This is a genomic window from Candidatus Oleimmundimicrobium sp. (assembly GCF_030651595.1).
In the GTDB taxonomy this organism is placed as follows: Bacteria; Actinomycetota; Aquicultoria; order UBA3085; family Oleimmundimicrobiaceae; genus JAUSCH01.
Genome location: NZ_JAUSCH010000104.1, coordinates 1 through 18,498 on the forward strand (window position 1 = coordinate 1; position 18,498 = coordinate 18,498).

The 18,498-nt window shown below is 40.9% G+C and carries 21 protein-coding genes and 1 tRNA gene; 4 read left to right on the plus strand and 18 right to left on the minus strand.

The window, feature by feature from the left end; all coding sequences use genetic code 11:
* From Q7U95_RS06055 to Q7U95_RS06085, 7 genes are all read right to left on the minus strand, one after another.
* A partial coding sequence (locus tag Q7U95_RS06055) for an ABC transporter permease subunit (RefSeq protein WP_308752762.1) occupies positions 1–710 on the minus strand: 710 nt, incomplete at its 3' end.
* 59 nt (positions 711–769) lie between these two features.
* On the minus strand, positions 770–1,867 hold the full coding sequence (locus Q7U95_RS06060) for an ABC transporter substrate-binding protein (protein WP_308752764.1): 1,098 nt from the start codon (positions 1,865–1,867) through the stop codon (positions 770–772).
* 131 nt (positions 1,868–1,998) lie between these two features.
* A tRNA-OTHER gene (locus Q7U95_RS06065) sits at positions 1,999–2,096 on the minus strand.
* Between the two features lie 133 nt (positions 2,097–2,229).
* Complete coding sequence (locus Q7U95_RS06070) at positions 2,230–2,430, minus strand: hypothetical protein (RefSeq protein WP_308752765.1); 201 nt, start codon at positions 2,428–2,430, stop codon at positions 2,230–2,232.
* A gap of 112 nt (positions 2,431–2,542) precedes the next feature.
* Positions 2,543–3,841 carry an alkaline phosphatase family protein gene (locus tag Q7U95_RS06075; protein WP_308752766.1) on the minus strand — a complete coding sequence of 433 codons (1,299 nt, stop codon included), beginning with the start codon at positions 3,839–3,841 and terminating at the stop codon, positions 2,543–2,545.
* Positions 3,842–3,869: 28 nt separating this feature from the next.
* Positions 3,870–4,691, minus strand: a complete 822-nt coding sequence (locus Q7U95_RS06080) for a hypothetical protein (protein ID WP_308752768.1) — start codon at positions 4,689–4,691, stop codon at positions 3,870–3,872.
* Between the two features lie 152 nt (positions 4,692–4,843).
* Positions 4,844–5,611 carry a TIM barrel protein gene (locus tag Q7U95_RS06085; protein ID WP_308752770.1) on the minus strand — a complete coding sequence of 256 codons (768 nt, stop codon included), beginning with the start codon at positions 5,609–5,611 and terminating at the stop codon, positions 4,844–4,846.
* A 368-nt stretch (positions 5,612–5,979) separates the two neighbouring features.
* On the opposite strand from Q7U95_RS06085, the gene Q7U95_RS06090 reads away from it, so the two are divergent.
* Both Q7U95_RS06090 and Q7U95_RS06095 read left to right on the plus strand, forming a co-directional pair.
* Positions 5,980–6,276 (plus strand): type II toxin-antitoxin system Phd/YefM family antitoxin, encoded by a 297-nt coding sequence (locus Q7U95_RS06090; protein ID WP_308752771.1) that lies wholly within the window; start codon positions 5,980–5,982, stop codon positions 6,274–6,276.
* Positions 6,269–6,679 carry a putative toxin-antitoxin system toxin component, PIN family gene (locus Q7U95_RS06095; protein ID WP_308752773.1) on the plus strand — a complete coding sequence of 137 codons (411 nt, stop codon included), beginning with the start codon at positions 6,269–6,271 and terminating at the stop codon, positions 6,677–6,679. Before Q7U95_RS06090 ends, Q7U95_RS06095 begins: the two co-directional genes overlap by 8 nt.
* 42 nt (positions 6,680–6,721) lie before the next feature.
* Here Q7U95_RS06095 and selD read toward each other — a convergent pair whose 3' ends face one another.
* Positions 6,722–7,762 (minus strand): selenide, water dikinase SelD, encoded by a 1,041-nt coding sequence (gene selD, locus Q7U95_RS06100; RefSeq protein WP_308752775.1) that lies wholly within the window; start codon positions 7,760–7,762, stop codon positions 6,722–6,724.
* A gap of 121 nt (positions 7,763–7,883) precedes the next feature.
* Between selD and Q7U95_RS06105 the strand changes: the two genes are divergently transcribed.
* On the plus strand, positions 7,884–8,777 hold the full coding sequence (locus Q7U95_RS06105; RefSeq protein ID WP_308752777.1) for a selenium metabolism-associated LysR family transcriptional regulator: 894 nt from the start codon (positions 7,884–7,886) through the stop codon (positions 8,775–8,777).
* 21 nt (positions 8,778–8,798) lie between these two features.
* On the opposite strand, the gene Q7U95_RS06110 is transcribed toward Q7U95_RS06105, so the two are convergent.
* The 9 genes from Q7U95_RS06110 to Q7U95_RS06150 all read right to left on the minus strand — a co-directional run bounded on the left by Q7U95_RS06110 (position 8,799) and on the right by Q7U95_RS06150 (position 16,663).
* Entirely contained in the window at positions 8,799–9,023 is a 225-nt protein-coding gene (locus Q7U95_RS06110) for a DUF3343 domain-containing protein (protein WP_308752779.1), read from the minus strand.
* A complete protein-coding gene (locus tag Q7U95_RS06115; RefSeq protein ID WP_308752781.1) occupies positions 9,024–10,190 on the minus strand; it encodes an aminotransferase class V-fold PLP-dependent enzyme in 1,167 nt (388 codons plus the stop codon).
* Entirely contained in the window at positions 10,190–10,765 is a 576-nt protein-coding gene (gene yedF, locus Q7U95_RS06120; RefSeq protein WP_308752783.1) for a sulfurtransferase-like selenium metabolism protein YedF, read from the minus strand. Before yedF ends, Q7U95_RS06115 begins: the two co-directional genes overlap by 1 nt.
* A gap of 50 nt (positions 10,766–10,815) precedes the next feature.
* Positions 10,816–11,562: an acyl-CoA dehydratase activase gene (locus tag Q7U95_RS06125; RefSeq protein ID WP_308752800.1), complete on the minus strand. Its 747-nt coding sequence runs from the start codon at positions 11,560–11,562 to the stop codon at positions 10,816–10,818.
* Positions 11,563–11,568: 6 nt separating this feature from the next.
* Positions 11,569–12,846 carry a double-cubane-cluster-containing anaerobic reductase gene (locus Q7U95_RS06130; RefSeq protein WP_308752785.1) on the minus strand — a complete coding sequence of 426 codons (1,278 nt, stop codon included), beginning with the start codon at positions 12,844–12,846 and terminating at the stop codon, positions 11,569–11,571.
* A gap of 9 nt (positions 12,847–12,855) precedes the next feature.
* Positions 12,856–13,956, minus strand: a complete 1,101-nt coding sequence (gene yedE, locus Q7U95_RS06135; RefSeq protein WP_308752787.1) for a YedE family putative selenium transporter — start codon at positions 13,954–13,956, stop codon at positions 12,856–12,858.
* A gap of 6 nt (positions 13,957–13,962) precedes the next feature.
* Positions 13,963–14,181 carry a sulfurtransferase TusA family protein gene (locus Q7U95_RS06140; RefSeq protein ID WP_308752789.1) on the minus strand — a complete coding sequence of 73 codons (219 nt, stop codon included), beginning with the start codon at positions 14,179–14,181 and terminating at the stop codon, positions 13,963–13,965.
* 208 nt (positions 14,182–14,389) lie between these two features.
* The gene (gene gltA, locus Q7U95_RS06145) at positions 14,390–15,787 is read right to left on the minus strand and encodes an NADPH-dependent glutamate synthase (RefSeq protein ID WP_308752791.1); all 1,398 of its coding nucleotides are present in this window, start codon (positions 15,785–15,787) and stop codon (positions 14,390–14,392) included.
* Between the two features lie 6 nt (positions 15,788–15,793).
* Entirely contained in the window at positions 15,794–16,663 is an 870-nt protein-coding gene (locus tag Q7U95_RS06150; RefSeq protein WP_308752793.1) for a sulfide/dihydroorotate dehydrogenase-like FAD/NAD-binding protein, read from the minus strand.
* Positions 16,664–16,795: 132 nt separating this feature from the next.
* On the opposite strand from Q7U95_RS06150, the gene Q7U95_RS06155 reads away from it, so the two are divergent.
* Complete coding sequence (locus tag Q7U95_RS06155) at positions 16,796–17,305, plus strand: hypothetical protein (RefSeq protein ID WP_308752795.1); 510 nt, start codon at positions 16,796–16,798, stop codon at positions 17,303–17,305.
* Positions 17,306–17,390: 85 nt separating this feature from the next.
* On the opposite strand, the gene Q7U95_RS06160 is transcribed toward Q7U95_RS06155, so the two are convergent.
* Positions 17,391–18,350, minus strand: a complete 960-nt coding sequence (locus Q7U95_RS06160) for an acyl-CoA dehydratase activase (protein ID WP_308752797.1) — start codon at positions 18,348–18,350, stop codon at positions 17,391–17,393.
* Positions 18,351–18,498 lie beyond the last annotated feature (148 nt).

Sequence of the window (18,498 nt, forward strand, 5' to 3'; positions counted from 1 at the left end):
AGATAGGCTGCGGGTGCCAAAGTTTGAAAATTCCCGCCGACCAGCATAGGGGTTCCAAAGTCGGCCATGGCACGAATGAAGATAAGCAGTGTAGCGCTAATTAAACCTGGGACCAACAAGGGTAAAGTCACCAGGCGAAAGACGCGCCACTTGGAGGCCCCAAGGTTATAAGCGGCGTTTTCGAGAGTGCCGTCAATTCCCATAAGCATCGCGGAGATAATAAGAAAGGCTAAAGGAATATGACCAAGTGTCTGCACAAAAACGATTCCCTTCCATCCATAGAGGTTAATATCGAGCCCCAACAGTCTATAAGTTACAAGCCCCCTGCGACCAAACAGAAGCAGAAAAGCAAGCGAAGTAACGAAGGGTGGTGAGATTAACGGGAGCAGTGCTCCTAAAGACAATATGCGGCGAAACGGTGCGTTTGAACGATTAACTACAAACACGATGCTCAGACCCAAAAACAAAGAAATCGTAGTCGTCAACGCCGATGTAAATAAACTGTGTAAAAGACATCTAAAAAGGCGGGGCGAGCGGAAGAACTCCAGATATAGAGCAAACGAAAATTTTCCTTCTACCGAGAAACTCTTTACCAAAACAGCCCCAAGAGGCCACAGGACGAAGATAAAAAGAATTACGGAAATCACTAAAAGGAAGGCGCTCTGACTTGTTTTGCTTATACGCTTAAACAATTTATCCAAATATTTCATAATTTCATAAAGAAAAGATAGGCTCCAGTAGAGCGGAGCCTATCTTTCATCATCTATCATCAGCCACCGAATCTATTTGTCCACTCTTTGACGATGCGTTCGCGCTCCGCGCCCGCCCACTCGAAATCTCTATCAAGCAACTTAATTTGGTCAATTGATTTGATAACGCCGGGCGTCTCAACACCTGGCCTTGTTGGAGTCCTGGGACTCGCCTTGGCCAATATTTCCTGTCCGTGCTCTGTTAAACACCAGTCGTAAAAGATCTTCCCAGCTTCAACATTAGGTCCGTTTTTAACCAAAGCAATTGGCGCTGGCCACCAGGTTGTGCCATCTTCAGGGTAAACGAAAGATATGTTTGAACCTTCTTGGAATGATTCTTCCGGTGGGCCAGGAGACAAACCTATTGTAAATTCTCCGGCCACCACTTTCGCCCCGGGCCCTGAACCCTTAGGAGTATAGTGATTGACATTCTTATCCAAAGCCTCAAGGTACTCCCAGCCTGCTTTTTCACCTTTCATCTCTATAATGCCCGAGACTATACTATATGCCGTCCCTGAGATTGAAGGATTCGAACCAATAATTTCATCTTTCCACTTTGAGTCGGTAAGATCATCCCATGTTTTGGGCGCCTCACATCCGAGTTCGTTTAGGCGGTTTTTGTTGAGAGAGAACCCCACGACGACCAAAGAAACACCTGTCCAATAATTATCCTTATCTCGATACTTATCGGGTATAGCACTTGCTTCCGGTGATTCATATTGCTCAAGAAGCCCCTCGCCTGCCGCTTGCCGAAAAGCATCATCTCCACCACCGAACCAGACATCCATAGTGGGGTTATCTTTTTCGGCTTGCATTTTGGTTAGCGCCTCGCCGGAAGACATATCTACCCCGACCAACTCGATGTCGGTGTCTTTTTTAAACTCTTCTACAATGGTGTCCCAACCACCATAAGCATAATATACATTAACTTTTGTGCCCTTAAATTCTTTTGCACGTTCTTCAAGTGTAAGCTCTTTATTTTCTTCCGGTTTTTCGGATACCGCCTTTTCGCTTGACTTCTCTTCCGTTGCGGACTTACCACATCCAACAATCCCAGTAAACATAAATACCATTGTTAGAGCCAGAAGAAAAATTGAAACTTTTCGTAAAAATTTCAAATAAATGCACTCCTTTCAGCTTTTTTACTCGTTTATTTTACACTGACCCCCCTTCACAGAAATTTGATGATCTAAAATGCTATGAATGAAATACAAAGTTTTTCTACTCATAACGCCAACTCCCTAAAAATTGGAGGCTGGATTCGGAATCGAACCGAACAGGACACTCATTGGAGTCATCCTCAACAGGTTTGCAGCCCGCGGGGAGCATCAGCTCCCTAAACCAGCCCCATCATTAAAGATGGACTCTCTATCAATATTAAAGGGCTATTAAGTGATGTTTATCTCACTTAATAGCCCTTGGTTCTTCCGTGCTGGCTACTTCTTGAACTATATTTTATCTGCCTATTATTTTTACCCTTTTACCTATATGTAATCTTTAAATCAAAACCTGTAACCCTTCCGTTTTTCTTCGCTATGGTTAAAGAAGCGTATTTATTTTTTTCATCTATAAAATCTTGCATAGAAGCGACAAAGCCACTTAAAGCTTTTTCATCCAATTGGTTACAAAATTTATTGAGTTCTTTGAACAATTCATCTTGTCCATTCTTGTTTTTATCCATTAAACCCATCCAAAAAAATACTTATAATTTAAATAACTAATATTTATAATAAAATATCAAAACGCCTTTAATAAAGCAAGGATTTTTTAAATCACCCTTTGCAAGTGATAAACTAAATCTTAAAAGGATTAATTTTTGAGGGACGATGCGATGTATCTAAAGGAACGGGCCTTGAGCCGAAATATTTTGCCCTATCAGTTAAGTTTAAAATGATATTCATAAGATTGCGGCCTTCGATTCTCCCGAGGCCGCCACGCAAACAAGCTCTTTCGCCAAACTCTTTAATATCATCTACTCGAACGGTCCTGCCAATAATTACAATTGGAACCGGCTCACCCGAATGAATTAAACTCCCCGAACTTGGTGTGCTGTGATCGGATGTCACAACGATTAAAGTGTCATCGTCGAAATCAGATAAAATAGTATCGAAGGCCGTATCAAGTTTTTCAATCACTTCTTTTTTAAAAAGGGGGTTCTTTGTATGTGCCGCTTCATCGGGAACCTTGGTATGAACATGGACAAAATCGTAACCACCATTCAGAGCATCTGATGCTGCCTTAAGACGCCTTTTCATATCTTTATGGACATCTTCAAGATAGAGTAATTCGATAAAATCCATTCCAATTTCAGATGCCATACCTTTAAAGAGCACACTTGAGGCAACCATCGCCGCTTTAAAACCAAACTTATCAGAGAAGGAAGTCAACCTTTTTCTTCCGGATGCCCACTTGGTAAGCAAGAAATTTAACGGAGGCAAACCCCGCTTAATCCTTCCGATATTGATTGGGTGGTCTTTCAATTTAAAGTAAACTTTTCTTAGATAAGTGTTTAACGCGTGGGCCGTAACCTCAGCTTTCTTTTTGTTCTTTATGTCCAGCATCAGTTGAATTTTAATCACCGGCAAATCGTTGCAAAAGGGATCCGAATCGGTAATATCGGGGCTTACGCCACCGCTTAAAAAGATGATGCCCTGTCTTTTTGAGTTATAAACAAAGCGGATATTTACTCCTTCAATTTCATCGTCAAGAATATCTTTTGCAAGCTGTCGACAAACTTCCTCCTCGGCACCTATACCGCGGCTTACAATTTTCAAACAACCATTTTCTTCCGCGACGGAGGCAAAACTCGCTCTAAGAACAACCTCTTCAAAGTTTAAGTCGAGCCCCTCTCCAACCGCTTCAAAGACTCCTCTTCCGGGAAATTCATCAAGAGAGTAGCCGAATAAAACAAAATGAGCGGCATCGCTTCCGGGAGCAATACCGGGAGAAAAAGAATTTAGCAAACCCGTTATGCCACAAGATGCCAACTTGTTTAAATTGGGGGTATGAGCAGCTTCCAAAGGGGTTTTTCTATCCAGCTCGGGAGCCGGCCTATCGCCTAAACCATCCAACGTAACAAAAAGAACCTTCATTTAAACCTCCGTCTTAAAAAGTCAGGTTTCAGCCCTCAAGAACCTCTTTAACCACCTTGATATAATCGACTTCTTTATCTTCCTTCCACAACTTTAAGATCTCTTTGGAAGCAGGTGCCGCAAATTCATCAAAATACTTTTTCAAAGCATCTTCATCATATTCCACTTCGTCATCCAGAGTCCGGTAATTGCCGCTCAGTGTACACTTCAGTTGCCTTTTCCCCTGTTCCCAATCTGAGCCAATAAGGGATTCTATCTCATCATTTGATACAACTTCCCTCAAAGGAAACAAAAGCTCAACCCCCGCATAGTTGAGCACCTCTTTATAGGCATCAAGAGCTACGGGCAACTGATTTATTTTTACATTTCCCGCATGAGATTTCCTCTCACCACTGATAATCTTATCCGCCCCAATACGCCAAGCCAAAGGGGCCCTAATTAGATGCATATATAGATGGCATCCCAAACAAGAGGGGCAAAAGCCAAATCTCTTAAAAAGAACCGAGAGAAATCTGCCATTAAGGGCATGCCACAGAGCCGGCTCGCCCAAAGTAATGGAATTCAAAACGGGGTTTGCATGGCCTGAAAGTAAACCCAAATCACTTAGCCGCTTACGTAGATATTTTACGTTGTCCTCAAGAATTTTATAGTCGCCATATTCTGTCCCGGTATGAACAACGGTAGAAAGAACCGCGTCAATATCCTCTTCTTCAAACGCCTTTATAATCGCGGCTATACTATCTCTTCCGGCAATTTCACCAATTGCCAAATTGTTTGCCTTTGAAACTTCACTCTTAAGTTGGAGAGATATTGTTCCTTTCAGATTTTCTAAAAATCTCGTCTCTCCCATTCTTATCTCCTTTAACAATGAAATATTAACATTGAGTATAGCTTAAACTCTTTAACTCAAAAACAACCAATGTGTATTAATAGAAATTTGGTATCAATTTTACATGAAAATTGATGTTTGGAAGTGGTATCCAAATCATAAATATTTAAAGTTTAAATCAGGAAAGTTTTAAGTAACGACCTTGTACGCTCAACTTCTTGCTTATCCACCAACTCAATAACCCACCAGTCGCAACTAGTTTCAAGCAGATGTCCAAGCATGGGCCCTATAAGACTTAGGTCCCGCGGGGCAATATGATGAGGTTCTTCTCTCTCATAAACATGAGCATTAACTATACGAGGAGCCATCAGCTTAAGAAAATCTAAACCAATGAAGCCGTTTTTCGCGTGAAGGCTGGAGTTTGCGTGCCCAAGGTCGAGAGTAACCTTTGCTCCCGTAAACTCAATTAATTTTTGGAAAAGACCGGGGTCGCTTGTGGCCCCCTTTTTTAGATTTTCAAGACAAACTACAACACCCTTGGTTTCACCGTAATCAACCAGTTTAGAGAGATTTTTTACAGCATTGTTCCAGCTAATCTTCTCGAGATTTTTCGACCATAAGCCGATATGGATGGTCATGTAGCAACCGCCAAATTCCTGAACTTTGTCAACGCAAAATTTAAAAACATCCAAAGAATCATCGGCTACATTTGAATTAATATGAGCAAGCTCAATGCCGTCCATAAAACAATGATACCGAACTTCGATACCATCATTTTCCTTTATAAGATTGGAAAAATCCCGTCCATCTTTCTTGAGTAGAGATAGTCCTTCTAAATCAAAAGACCAATCGATGGCCGAGTAATTATTTTTGGTAGCATAATTCATCGTTTCGCCAAGCAGATTCATTGGTTTTGCGCAGACTGCTATTTTTGGCTTCATAACCACCTCAAAAAACAAGCTACTTAAAAACAGCTCATATGCTAATATAAATAATAAAAATATGTCAAATAAAATTTATTTATAATAATTTACCTTTCTCCAAGGTAATTAAATAACCTCGACCTCACCACTCTTTTTACCCACAATTTTGCCAATAACCGAGTCAAACTCCCAAAGTTCTTTAGGTTTGTGTTCTTTCAAAATAAAAATTGTTTAGATTCTCTTACAAAGAAGAATTTTTTATTTTCTTCCTACAAATTCATAAAACAAGAGCAAAAATTAAAACTTCATCTCAAAATATACATCAAAATATTGACAATGACGTATATTTTGACGTATATTTTGATGTAACAAAGGAGGTTGGCTTCATGAGTAAAATCATCGGAGTTACAGAAGCTCGCTCAAAACTAAAGGAGATTCTTGATGACATTTCGAGAAAAAGAGAGCCCTATATATTGACAAGGGGAAGCAAACCCGAGGCAGTTATAATTCCATATGAGGAGTATCTGGTGATTGAAGAGCAGATAGCAAAGCTCTGGGATGAGCGTTTTGAGATAGCTCTTAAAAAGTCACGAGCATTTTTTAACGAGTGGTTACGCAAGAAAGGTTACGACCCAGAAAAATTAACAGAGGAAGAAGTAGAAAGGATAATTAGAAGTGCCTGAGAGATCACAGGTTGTTCTTGATACCAACGTCCTCATCTCTGGCGTTCTCTTCGGTGGAACATCGGGTGAAATCATCAAATTGTGGCGAGAAAGAGCTTTTGAACTTGCCATCTCCCCCGAAACTTTGGCTGAATTAATCGAAAAATTAAAGTTTAAATTTGGATTGCCGAGCGAACTTGTCAATGAGTGGCAAAATCTACTAAGCGAGCGCGGTATTCATGTAATCCCCAACTACAACACCAAAATCTGTCGCGACCCCGATGACGATAAATTCATTGACGTGGCTTTAGCGGCTAGAGCGGGCTACTTGGTCATAGGAGATAAAGACTTGCTCGTGCTTAAAAGCTATCGCGAGGTAAAATTTTTAAAGCCAAAAGAATTTCTGGCATTGATGAGAAAATAGACCATCACAAAAAACCCTTGATTTTTCGCTCTTAATTAGTATTTAAACAACCTCAACCGTTCCCGCTTCTCCATCCATTATTTCACCAATAACTGTTCGAGTAGAGACATTTTGTTTCTTCAGCTCATTTACTAAATCGTCACAACGGTCAGCGGAAACAGAGATCAGCAGCCCTCCAGATGTTTGAGGGTCAAACAAAATATCTTGGTCAATTTCATTTACTTTTGAGCTAAATTGAACACGGTTGCCAACATATTTTCGATTAGAGCAAGCGCCCGCTGGCACCAATCCCATCTCCGCAAACTCGAATACTCTCTCAAATTTAGGAACTGCATCAGCCCAAATAACTGCCGAGACACCGCTCGCCAAAAGCATTTCCATAAGATGACCCAAAAAACCAAACCCGGTTATATCGGTACAGGAATTGACCCCAACTTCTCTCATCACCAACGAGGCATCCTTGTTTAAGGTCCGAATCGAATTTATCGCCTCCATAATGTCTTCTTCTTCAACAAGCTCCCCTTTTAGTGCAGTGGCAAGTATGCCCGTCCCAACAGGCTTAGTGAGAACCAATTTATCCCCTATTTTTGCATTGGAGTTCGATATAAATTTATTTGGATGGACCAGCCCCGTAACTGAGAAACCGTATTTTGGCTCCTTGTCCTCAACAGTGTGCCCACCAGCTATAATGGCACCCGATTCTTCAATCTTATCGCGGCCTCCAAGAAGTATCTTTTTAAGCACATCCAAACCAATTTCCGGATTAAACATAACCAGATTTAAAGCAATTAAAGGCTCCCCACCCATCGCGTATATATCACTTAGAGAATTTGCGGCAGCAATTTGGCCAAAAAGATAGGCATCATTGACTATTGGAGTGAAAAAATCTACCGTCTGAACGATTGCAAGCTCATTTGTTAGTTGATAGACAGCAGCATCCTCGGCATCATCAATTCCTCTTAAAAGATTTTTATCTTTTTTAAAAGGAACGTCTTTAAGTATTGAAGCTAAGTCACACGGACTCAATTTTGCGGCTCAACCACTCTTTGTAGAATATTGTGTAAGTTTTACTTTTTCGGTCACTTTAATGCTCCTTAAAAAAAATTACTTATTAAGAATATAATATTTTCTTTTAAAATACCACTTACAGAGAAAATCAATAAACATTTAAATTAATTCATTTTGGTGATAAAATTTACTTATTATGAATCTTAATTATTTTGAAACATTTATCATAGTAATTGAAAAAGGGAGCTTTTCCAAAACCGCAAAGGCAATGGATGTATCTCAACCAGCTATCAGTTTTCAAATTCAAGCAATGGAAAAAGAATACGGGCAGACTCTTCTCGACAGATCGGGAAATAAAACCAGACCTACAGAAGCCGGGAAAATCTTTTACCGCTTCGCGAAAGAAATGGTAAGAAACAATGAGCTCTTAAAAGAATCCTTGGATGAGTTCAAAAACGTGGTCCGTGGAAAACTTGTGTTGGGGGCAAGCACAACCCCGGGAGAATATATAGTCCCTAAGATATTGGGCCAATTTAAAAAGAAGTTCCCGGATGTCGAACCAGAGCTTTACATTGCAGATACAGATGATATTGTAGAAAAACTAATTAATCACGAGATAGATATAGCTTTCGTGGGCAGAAAAATCCTAAAAGATGATATTGAGCACAAAAAATTTACTTCCGACGAATTAATATTAATTGTTCACCCCTCTCATCAATTAGCTAAAAAGAACGCTGTCACTCTTGAAGAAGTTATATCTTACCCGTTAATCCTTCGCGAAGAAGGCTCCGCTACCCGAAAAACATTTGAAAATTTGCTTAAAAACCAGGACATCCTCGAAAAAAACCTTAACGTTACAATGGAATTAGGAAGTATCCAGGCAATATTATCTGCCGTAGAAGCCGACCTTGGAATTTCAATCATCTCAAAGTATGCAGCGGAAAAAGAGTTAGCTCTGGGATTAATAAAAACCGTTCCCTTTAAAAAAATACATCTTACAAGGGATATCCACCTAATTTATAATAAGAATAGATCAATGACTAAAGCTCAAAAAGAATTCATCGATTTCGCGTTAATTAAGCAACGCTAAAAATGAACTTACAAATATTTATTATTCCGGCCAAGGAAAGATACCTTCAAAACCCACGTGATTTTCTCTTAAAATTTCTTCGACTTTTTCTGAATCATTAGCGGGAAACCTTATAGAAATTCCACAATTTGAGCTGATAGAACGAGGTACCGGTACAACAAAAATTTTAATTTCCTCTTTTAAAATCCTTTCTGCTTTTAGAGCGTGATGAGTAGAATAAAAGGTGACAACGGCATAATTGGACAACTATGTTCTCCTTTTTTCGCTAATTTCATTAACCGCATTTAAAAAATATTTAACTTCATCGCTTTTATTTAAGTAACTTAAACTTACACGAACAGTCCCTTTTGGATAGGTACCCATTGTCTGATGAGCCCAAGGGGCACAATGAAGCCCTACTCTTATCATAATATCGTACTTTTCATCAAGAATTTGTCCAACTTCTGAAGACAAAAGTCCGCTCACGTTAAAAGAGACAACCGGCAATCTACAATCCAACGTCATATCTCCAATTAGATTTACTCCATCAATTGCAGAAAGTCCGTCTACTAACTGCTTTATAAGCGCTTCCTCGTGTGAACGAATCTTTAATATTCCCTCAGCAAGCACAAATTTTACTCCCGCGGTCAAAGCAGTTAAGCCGGGTGTGTTGGGCGTCCCGCTTTCAAGACAATCGGGCATAAAATCGGGTTGGATATCTTCCTCAGATTTACTTCCTGTGCCTCCTCTAATCAAAGGACGCACATTTACTCCTTCTCGAACGTATAGTCCCCCGGTTCCCTGTATGCCAAAGAGAGATTTGTGCCCGGTAAAAGCCAAGAGGTCGATATTCATTGCCTCAACGTCAATGGGATAAACTCCGGCTGTTTGAGCAGAATCTACAAGAAATAACACGTTATCTTCCCGGGTAATTTTACCTATCTCGGCTACCGGCAAAATTGCCCCAGTTACATTTGAGCCATGAAGAATAGCTATAAGTTTTGTATTTGGTTTTATCGCTTTTTTAAAATCGCACGGATCAATTTGACAAGTTTTTGAGTCAACAGATATGCGGGTAAGTTCCACGCCTTGACTTTCAAGATGCCTAAGAGGCCTTGCAATGGAATTGTGCTCAATGGAACTCGTTATAACATGGTCCCCGGGATTTAAAAGACCAAAGAGAGCCATATTTAGAGCATAAGTAGCATTGTAAGTAAAAATTATTTGCAAAGGGTCTTCGATATTAAAAAGCTCCGCTACCGAAGCCCTGGCGTCATACAAAATTCGACCGGCTTCAACAGAAAGCCGATGGCCGGAGCGTCCCGGATTTGCTCCAACTTTGTTGGTGAAATACTTGCACGCTTCAAGAGTAGCCGGTGGTTTAGGATATGAAGTTGCAGCATTATCAAAATAAATTAGCCCGGGTTTTTTCATTATACTGTAATCACCTTATCCGCTTCGGTAAAAACATCGATTATATCATACATGTTTGAGATGATTCCCACTGCTATCTTTTCTTTAAGGCCGAAATAATCGAGACATGTTCCGCAAGCAAGAATTTGTACGCCCTTGTCAAGCAGGCAACAGAGGGCATCTAAAACCGGAGAACCTTCTACAACCAGCTCAACTCCACCATTCATGAAAATAACTTTATCAAACCAGGGTTCACTTTGGGAAAGGGTGTTGAAAAAAGCCTTCATTAAAACTTCACCCAACTCGTCACTTCCCTTTCCAATTTTGTTACTATTTATGAAGATAACCGTCGATTTTCCCTTCTCAACCACTTTTTTACAAATGTTGCCGCCGGATTTGACGTTCAACTGCCAATAATCTTCTTTTTTCTCATAAGATGTAGAGCAGCCCAACTTTTCCGCCATCCTCTTGACATTATCTCGAGCAATATCTCCACTCACCAAAACCTTAATTTGCTTGGCACCCGCCTCAATCGCTTTCTTGGTTAGGATGACCGGCTGCGGGCAAGCCAAACCCCTCGCGTCTATTTTCTCCACCCAAAACACCTCTCAATATTGTTAAGTATAAAAAATCTTTTCATGCAAAACTATCCCTGCTTAGCATATAAAGCCGCTCCAAAAGCTCCCACAATTTGAGGCTCTTTTGGAATTATAAGTTCGACGCCCAATTTTCTTTTTAAGAGCTCTTGCATGCAAACATTTTTAGCAACCCCTCCGGCAAAAACAACGTCCTTGATGACACCAACCCTATTCAACATGCTTGCTGTCCGCTCACATACCGACTGGTGAATACCTAAAGCAATATTTTCTCTCTCCTCGCCTTTTGCAATAAGAGAAGTCACTTCAGACTCCGCAAAAACGGTGCACATGCTGTTTATCTTAACTGATTTCGGAGCACCAAGCGCGGATTTACCCATTTCTTTAATCCCGTAACTCAAGGCTTTTGCCATAACTTCAAGAAACTTACCTGTGCCGGCGGCACACCTATCATTCATCTCAAAATCTTTAACACGACCACCTGTATCAATGGATATCACCTTAGTATCTTGTCCTCCTATGTCGAGAATTGTGCGACAGGAAGGATGCAAGGCCTTTGCTCCCAGAGCAAAGGCCTTGATTTCGGTGATAATATCATCAGCAAATTCGGCGTGAGCTATATGACGACCGTAACCGGTGGCAATCAACCTATTAAAATTTTTTCCGTCTAAAAGCTTCATGCAACGATTTAAAGGTTGATGGCCTGTATCGGTTACAGTGTAGCTCATATCATCATTCTCATTGAGAACAACGAGCGCTATGGTCCTTGAGCCAACATCTATTCCAGCAAATTTCATACTCAATTATGATATCATTTCAACAAAGGCTTCAACCCTCGTTTTAATTTGACCAGAATCCTCCTGTCCATAATCCGTTTCAATCTTAAGAACGGGAATACCTTCTTTTTCAAGAGCTTTCTCTACCCTTCTGTACTCAACAGCGTAAGGGTCGCAGAATTGAAGAACGTGATAAATGACTCCGTCTATTTCAAATTCTTTTGCAAGCCTTACAATGTTGTCAATCCGCTCTTGATTTGGCGTAAAACAAGAACAATCAATTTTAAGGTACCTGTCGGCAATTGCTTCAAGTTGAGCTCCCACGGAGCCGTTATCTTCAACCACAAGGTCCTCAAAGTAACGCTGTCCTGTACAAGATTCTTCGCAAACCAGAGAGGCGCCACTCGACTCCACGATAAAAGGAAGCTTCCAGTTGGGAACAACCATCGGACAGCCTGATATCATAACTCTCGGAGAAGAAGCAGTTTTTTGAGCGCTTTCATTTTTCCTTATGCGTTCCTCAAGCTCATCACACAAGACATTAACCTTCTCGATAAACCTGGGATTATCATCATAAAAAGCTATCTCCTCGATAATCAACGCATCCCTTCCGCTAATAGGAGAGGGTTTATTCTTGCGCAAATTGCTGAGCCTTTGGAGAGCCCTTCTCTTATCGTTGACAAGTTTTATGGACTTGTTTAATTTATCCGCTTCTATTTCTTTACCGGAAATTTCCTCCATCTTATTCTTAAACTTTTTAACCTCATCGAGCCAGAGTTCTTTGCCTTTTTCCGATTTAACCTGTGGGATATCCATAGTGTAAACAGGAACAACTTCCTCATTCATAATCTCCCACGCCTTTTTCTTGCCGTCGCAGGTATTTTCACCAACAATTAAGTTGCAGGATTCAAAATAAGGACAAACCCTCGACATCTTAAAGCCAAAAGCCGATTTTATAAGGGGGCAGAGATTCCTCGGCAAAATCTTTTCAGCCTCATCAAAACCAATTTCAGCCCCGGCACAAAGGCCAACATTTAAACCACCGGCGGCAAGCACTATTTCTTCCGGCACGTAGACGCAGAAGGAGCCAACTACGGTCCCACCCTTCGCCTTGTGTTCCTGCAGTTCCTGAATGCGAAGACCGTGAATCTCCATCACGACCATATCAAAATAGCTCATCGCTTGGGGCCTGTTTTCTTGATCAAGAAAAATTTGTTGATAGACAGGAGGGATAGAGCCTAAAAGTTGATCATGAGCTTCAAGATTAATACCCAAAGACTCCCACATTTTACAGTAATCAGCCATTTTAACCCCCTAAACCCTTTCCCTATTCAAAAAACCAACAGCAAGGCAGATAATCAATCCACCGACGACCGCATACTTAGCAAAGATGGGCACCCCTTTGGGACTTGCCGCCAGCATGAAGTTGTGTGAAATAGCCGCGCCTACAATCATGCCTAAAACAGATATTGAGGAATCGGTATTTCCGTTTCCTGCTAAAACTAATTGCCTGAGAGGACAACCCCCTAAGAGTATTGAGCCCAGACCGACCAAAGCCATCCCCAAGAAATTCCAGAGATGCACCGCGTGAGCAACCGGCTGTCCTTCAAATCCTAAATTAAAGACAGGTGTATTTACCCCCGTAATACCTAAAACCCCTATCAAAACATTTCCGATTAATACAACAGCAAGAATTGCTATAAAACCTTTAATGAGATAACTGTCTTTTATAAGCATCCAGTCTCGAACACCTCCGGCTAAACATAATCTGGACCTTTGCGCCAGATATCCAACCAGAAGCCCCGCAATTAAGGAAATTGCAATGACCGCGTGTTGTGCCCCGGGCCCCTCAATGCTAAAAAATATAGGGCCACCCGCGTCTGCATTAAAAACAGGTTTAAACACAAGCAAAAGCAACAGACCAACCATAACAATAGGGAGAACCCACGCGCTAAAAGTTCGCTGCTCACGAGCCCTTCCAAGATCAAACCCCGATTTTAAGAAATAAACACCGACGGCAATCCCGACAATAAAACCAGCAAGCGCTATTAAAGCATTTAAATCTCCTCCGCCAAGGCGAATCATCATCCTCAAAGGACAACCTAAAAAAACAAGAGCCCCAATCATCACAAGAATCCCCAAAAAAAATCGGGTAATGGTTGAAGAGCCACCTTCGGCACGAAATTCCTTGCCGACATAACCGGCAATAAACGCACCGAGAACTATGCCCAGTATTTCCGGGCGGATGTACTGAACAACCGCTGCCCGATGAAGCCCTAATGCTCCCGCAATATCGCGTTCAAAACAAGCAACGCAAAAACCCATATTTAAAGGATTGCCAAACAGAACAAGAATAACAGCTAAAAGACCAACAACGGCTCCAGAGAGCCAAATTAACAAGTTTTCTTTCTTCATCTTTTTTTATTCCCCTTTCTTTAATTTTAAACGAAATTCATCGCCCACAGACTCGACCTTTACAGAGTACCCTTTGTTTTCAGCAAGCCGTGTCACGTTTTGTTTTGAAACCTGACTATCTATCAATACTATGATTTCCCCATCCGGGCTTTCATCAATTGCCTTTTTGGTCTTTACAACAGGTAAAGGACATGAAAGCCCTCTGGCATCAACCTCTACTGCCATTTTGCCACCCCCTTTATAAGGAGTTTATTAAATAATCTTATAGTTAAATTAAATAACACTTATCACAAAATCCGTCAAGAACTGTTTTATAAATATCAATTGTTTAAGGTCTAAACCTAAAATAAAAAACGAGGGGAGTCTTTGAATTTAAAAATAAAAAGGGGAACAAAATCCTAAAACAAAACATGTTAACAACAAAAACTTACATTTATTTTAAAGTTGAAAGGTAATCATTAATTGCTGTGGCTGCTTTTCTTCCTGCTCCCATAGCCAAAATCACAGTTGCGGAACCCGTGATAATATCCCCACCGGCAAAGACACCTTTTATACCGGTTGCTCCATTTTCATCAGCCGCAATATATCCTCTTTCGTTGAGTTTAAGATCCGGGGTCTCTTTAAGTAAAAGAGGATTTGCTCTCGTCCCAATAGCAACAATCACAACATCTGCTGTCAAAAGAAACTCCGAATTCTTCTTTATAACCGGTTTTTTTCTACCTGATTCATCCGATTCTCCTAGTTTAGTTTCAACACACTTAACTGCAGACAACCAACCTTCATCCCCAATAAATTGTTTGGGGGTAGCTAAAGTCCTAAAATTAACTCCTTCTTCTTTGGCATGTTGAACTTCCTCTTTACGGGCCGGCATCTCCTCTTCGGTGCGCCGATAAAGAAGATAAACATTCTTTGCGCCAAGGCGACGGGCTGTTCGGGCAGAATCAATTGCCACGTTTCCACCACCCACAACCACTACGTTCTTTCCTTTTTTTACCGGGGTATCATATTCCGGAAAAAGATAAGCCTTCATTAAATTAACCCGCGTTAAAAATTCATTAGCGGAGTAGATACCGTTTAGATTCTCGCCGGGAACATTCAAAAAACGTGGAAGACCCGCTCCTGTTCCGATAAAAACAGCATCATAACCTTCAAGAAATAATTCGTCTATGGTTATTGTTTTTCCAACAACCATATTTGTTTTAATTTCGACCCCTAATTTTTTAACATAATTTATTTCCGACTCAACTACCGCTTTCGGCAATCTAAACTCCGGGATTCCATATATAAGAACACCCCCCGGCTTATGAAAAGACTCAAAAATGGTAACTTTGTGCCCAAACTTTGCTAAATCTCCCGCACAAGTTAGGCCAGCCGGCCCCGAGCCCACTATGGCAACTTTTTTTCCTGTAAATTTCTTCTTCCCGGGCAAAAAAATCTCTCCGGATTCCCTCTCATAATCAGCAACAAATTTCTCGAGCCGACCAATCGCAACCGGCTCACCTTTTCTCCCCAAGGTACATAATTTCTCACATTGATTTTCTTGTGGGCAAACTCGGCCGCAAACAGCCGGAAGACAGTTTTTCTCTTTAATCTTATTAATAGCCTCTTTAAAACTTCCATCTTTAATTAGCTTTATAAACGAAGGAATATCAATTCCAACCGGGCAACCTTGAATACATGGCGCTGTCTTGCATTGTAAACACCGACTCGCTTCAGCAATTGCTTGCTCACACGTATACCCCAAAGCAACTTCATTAAAATTCAAAACTCGCTCTTTGGGAGACTGTTCTTTACCTGATACTCGATTTTGAACTCGCTTTTCATTCTTCATCAAGCATCACTTTTCCCTCTCTGCCTTACATCTACATTTAACTTTCTTTAAACCTTTCGTTTCATACTCTTTTAACGATACTTTTTCTTCTTCCAAATATATCTTTTGCCTGTTCATCAGCTCATCGAAATCGACCAAGTGGCCGTCAAACTCAGGGCCGTCAACACAGCAAAATTTCGTTTCCCCGCCAACTGTAACCCGGCAAGAACCGCACATTCCGGTCCCGTCAACCATTATTGAATTAAGACTAACTACCGTCTTTATTTTATGAGGTTCTGTTGTCTTACAAACAAACTTCATCATTATTACCGGGCCGATTGCAACAACTCGATTTATTTCTTGACCGCCTTCGATAAGTTCTTTAAGAACATCCGTAACTACCCCATGCCGTCCTTTGCTCCCGTCATCAGTAGTAATAAAAAATTTATCACTCACCAAGCGGATCTCATCTTCTAAAATTAACAGCTCTTTATTCCTTGAGCCAAGAATGGTAGTTACTCTGTTCCCAGCCTTTTTAAGCGCCCGAGCCACAGGAAGAATAACAGCAGCTCCAACTCCACCGGCTACGCACACAATTGTGCCAAAATTTTCAATCTCAGATGGCTTACCCAACGGCCCCACCACATCAGCGAGAAAATCTCCCTTCGAAAGCAACGCAAGTTGCCGAGTAGTTTTTCCGAGCTCTTGAAAAATAAGAGATATAGCCCCCTTCTCTTCATTAAAATCAAAAAGGGTTAAGGGAATGCGCTCACCTAACTCATCTATACGCAAGATTACAAACTGTCCCTCTTTAGCTTTTCGCGCTATGCCAGGCGCTTCAATTTCAAAACAAAAGGTTGAAGGGGCAAGTTTTTTCTTATCCAAAATTTTAAACATTTACCGACTCCTATTAAATAAATTTAACTCCAAATGCTTACAATACAACAGAAAAAGTCAATCAAAAAGGGATTTTTCTAGATTTATAGAACTTATAAATTATATTTAATTTAAATCTGAAAGGAGGTAAAAATGAAAAAAATTTTAGCATTACTCACAATCTTCGCTTTGTTAATTTCTTTAGTCCTGGTAGTTGGATGTGCGAAGAAGACTACAACCATAAAAACCGAAGAAGGAGACGTTAAGATAGAAAGCGAAATAGACGGAGAAAAAACCACAATAGAGACCGAGGAAGGCAAAGTAGAGATTGGAACGGGGAGCAAGATCCCCGACGACTGGCCAAGCGACATGCCCGTTTATCCAAGTGCAGAGATTCAAGGAAGCTGGAATATGACAGGAGAGGCCGGCGCGGAAAACATAGCGGTTGTCCTTATAACCCAAGATTCTATTGATCAAGTTAAAGACTACTATAAGCAGAAATTGCCCGCAAACGGCTGGACCATTGAAGACTCGGGCACCTTTTCAAGCGCGGAGGGAACCTTTGGAGGATTTACCATTACAAAAGGCTCTCGTAATGGGAATGTCACGTTTGGAACTTCCGATGAGGGAATTACCATCACTATAGGCGTTTATAACGAGTAAATCATCAGACCGGTAGCCGGAAAATTCAAAAAAAATTCTTGCTCAAATATTATCATAAGACCAATATTTGAAAAGCTGGGGTAGGTTATGTTTGCTCAATTTCCCATTTCCCACATCGACCACCCCAGCGAGCAAGAACTTCTCTATCAACTTCTATCTTTACTATTTCACAATTATTTGAACATCCCTTACAGTAAAAACTGCTCGTCTTAAAATCAATGTCGGAAGTAGAAAAACCTTTAAAGGAGGATTCGACCTTATTCCCGGCCTTCTCTTTAGCCAAAAGAGCCGCGCCAATTGCTCCCATAACACTATAATACTTTGGAATCACTATCTCCATCCCCAACGTCTCCTCGAAAGCCTTTTTGATTCCAAGATTTGCAGCCACCCCTCCTTGGAAAACAATAGGCGAAAGTAACTCTTTGCCTTTCGCAACATTGTTTAAATAATTTCTAACAAGAGATTGACAAAGACCATAAATAATATCCTCAACATGATAGCCCATCTGTTGCTTATGAATCATATCCGATTCAGCAAAAACTGTGCACCGTCCCGCAATTTGAGCGGGGTTTTGAGACTTTAGAGCATAACTTCCAAATTCTTCGATGGGAATCCCTATTCTTTCAGATTGGTGGTCAAGAAAAGAACCCGTGCCTGCGGCGCAGACAGTATTCATTGCAAAATCAACGGCCACTCCTTCGCGAAGAATTATAATTTTTGAGTCCTGCCCTCCTATTTCAAGCACGGTTCTGACATCGGGCACAATATGGCTTGCAGCAACCGCATGCGCGGTTATTTCATTTTTTACAATGTCCGCGCCAATAATTACTCCGCTCAAATACCTCGCGCTACCCGTAGTACCAGCACCATTTATAACAATCCCAGCCGGCAAAAGTTCTCTTAACTCACGAAGACCATCTTGAACTGCCTGAATAGGATTCCCCATCGTTCTTCGATAAATATAAGAAACCACATTAGTTTCTTCGTCGATAACTACCAAATTGGTGCTCACAGAACCAACATCAACACCAAGATATCCAATCATGGTTAACCACCTCAATTAGTCGGTAGTCTCTTAGTTGGGAGTCGGGAGCTTGTTAGCCAGATTGCTGGTTTTACTATACTCTATACTCTATACTCAATACTCTCTCTGCCATCAGATACTTTGTAATTAATTGAGATTTATTGTAATA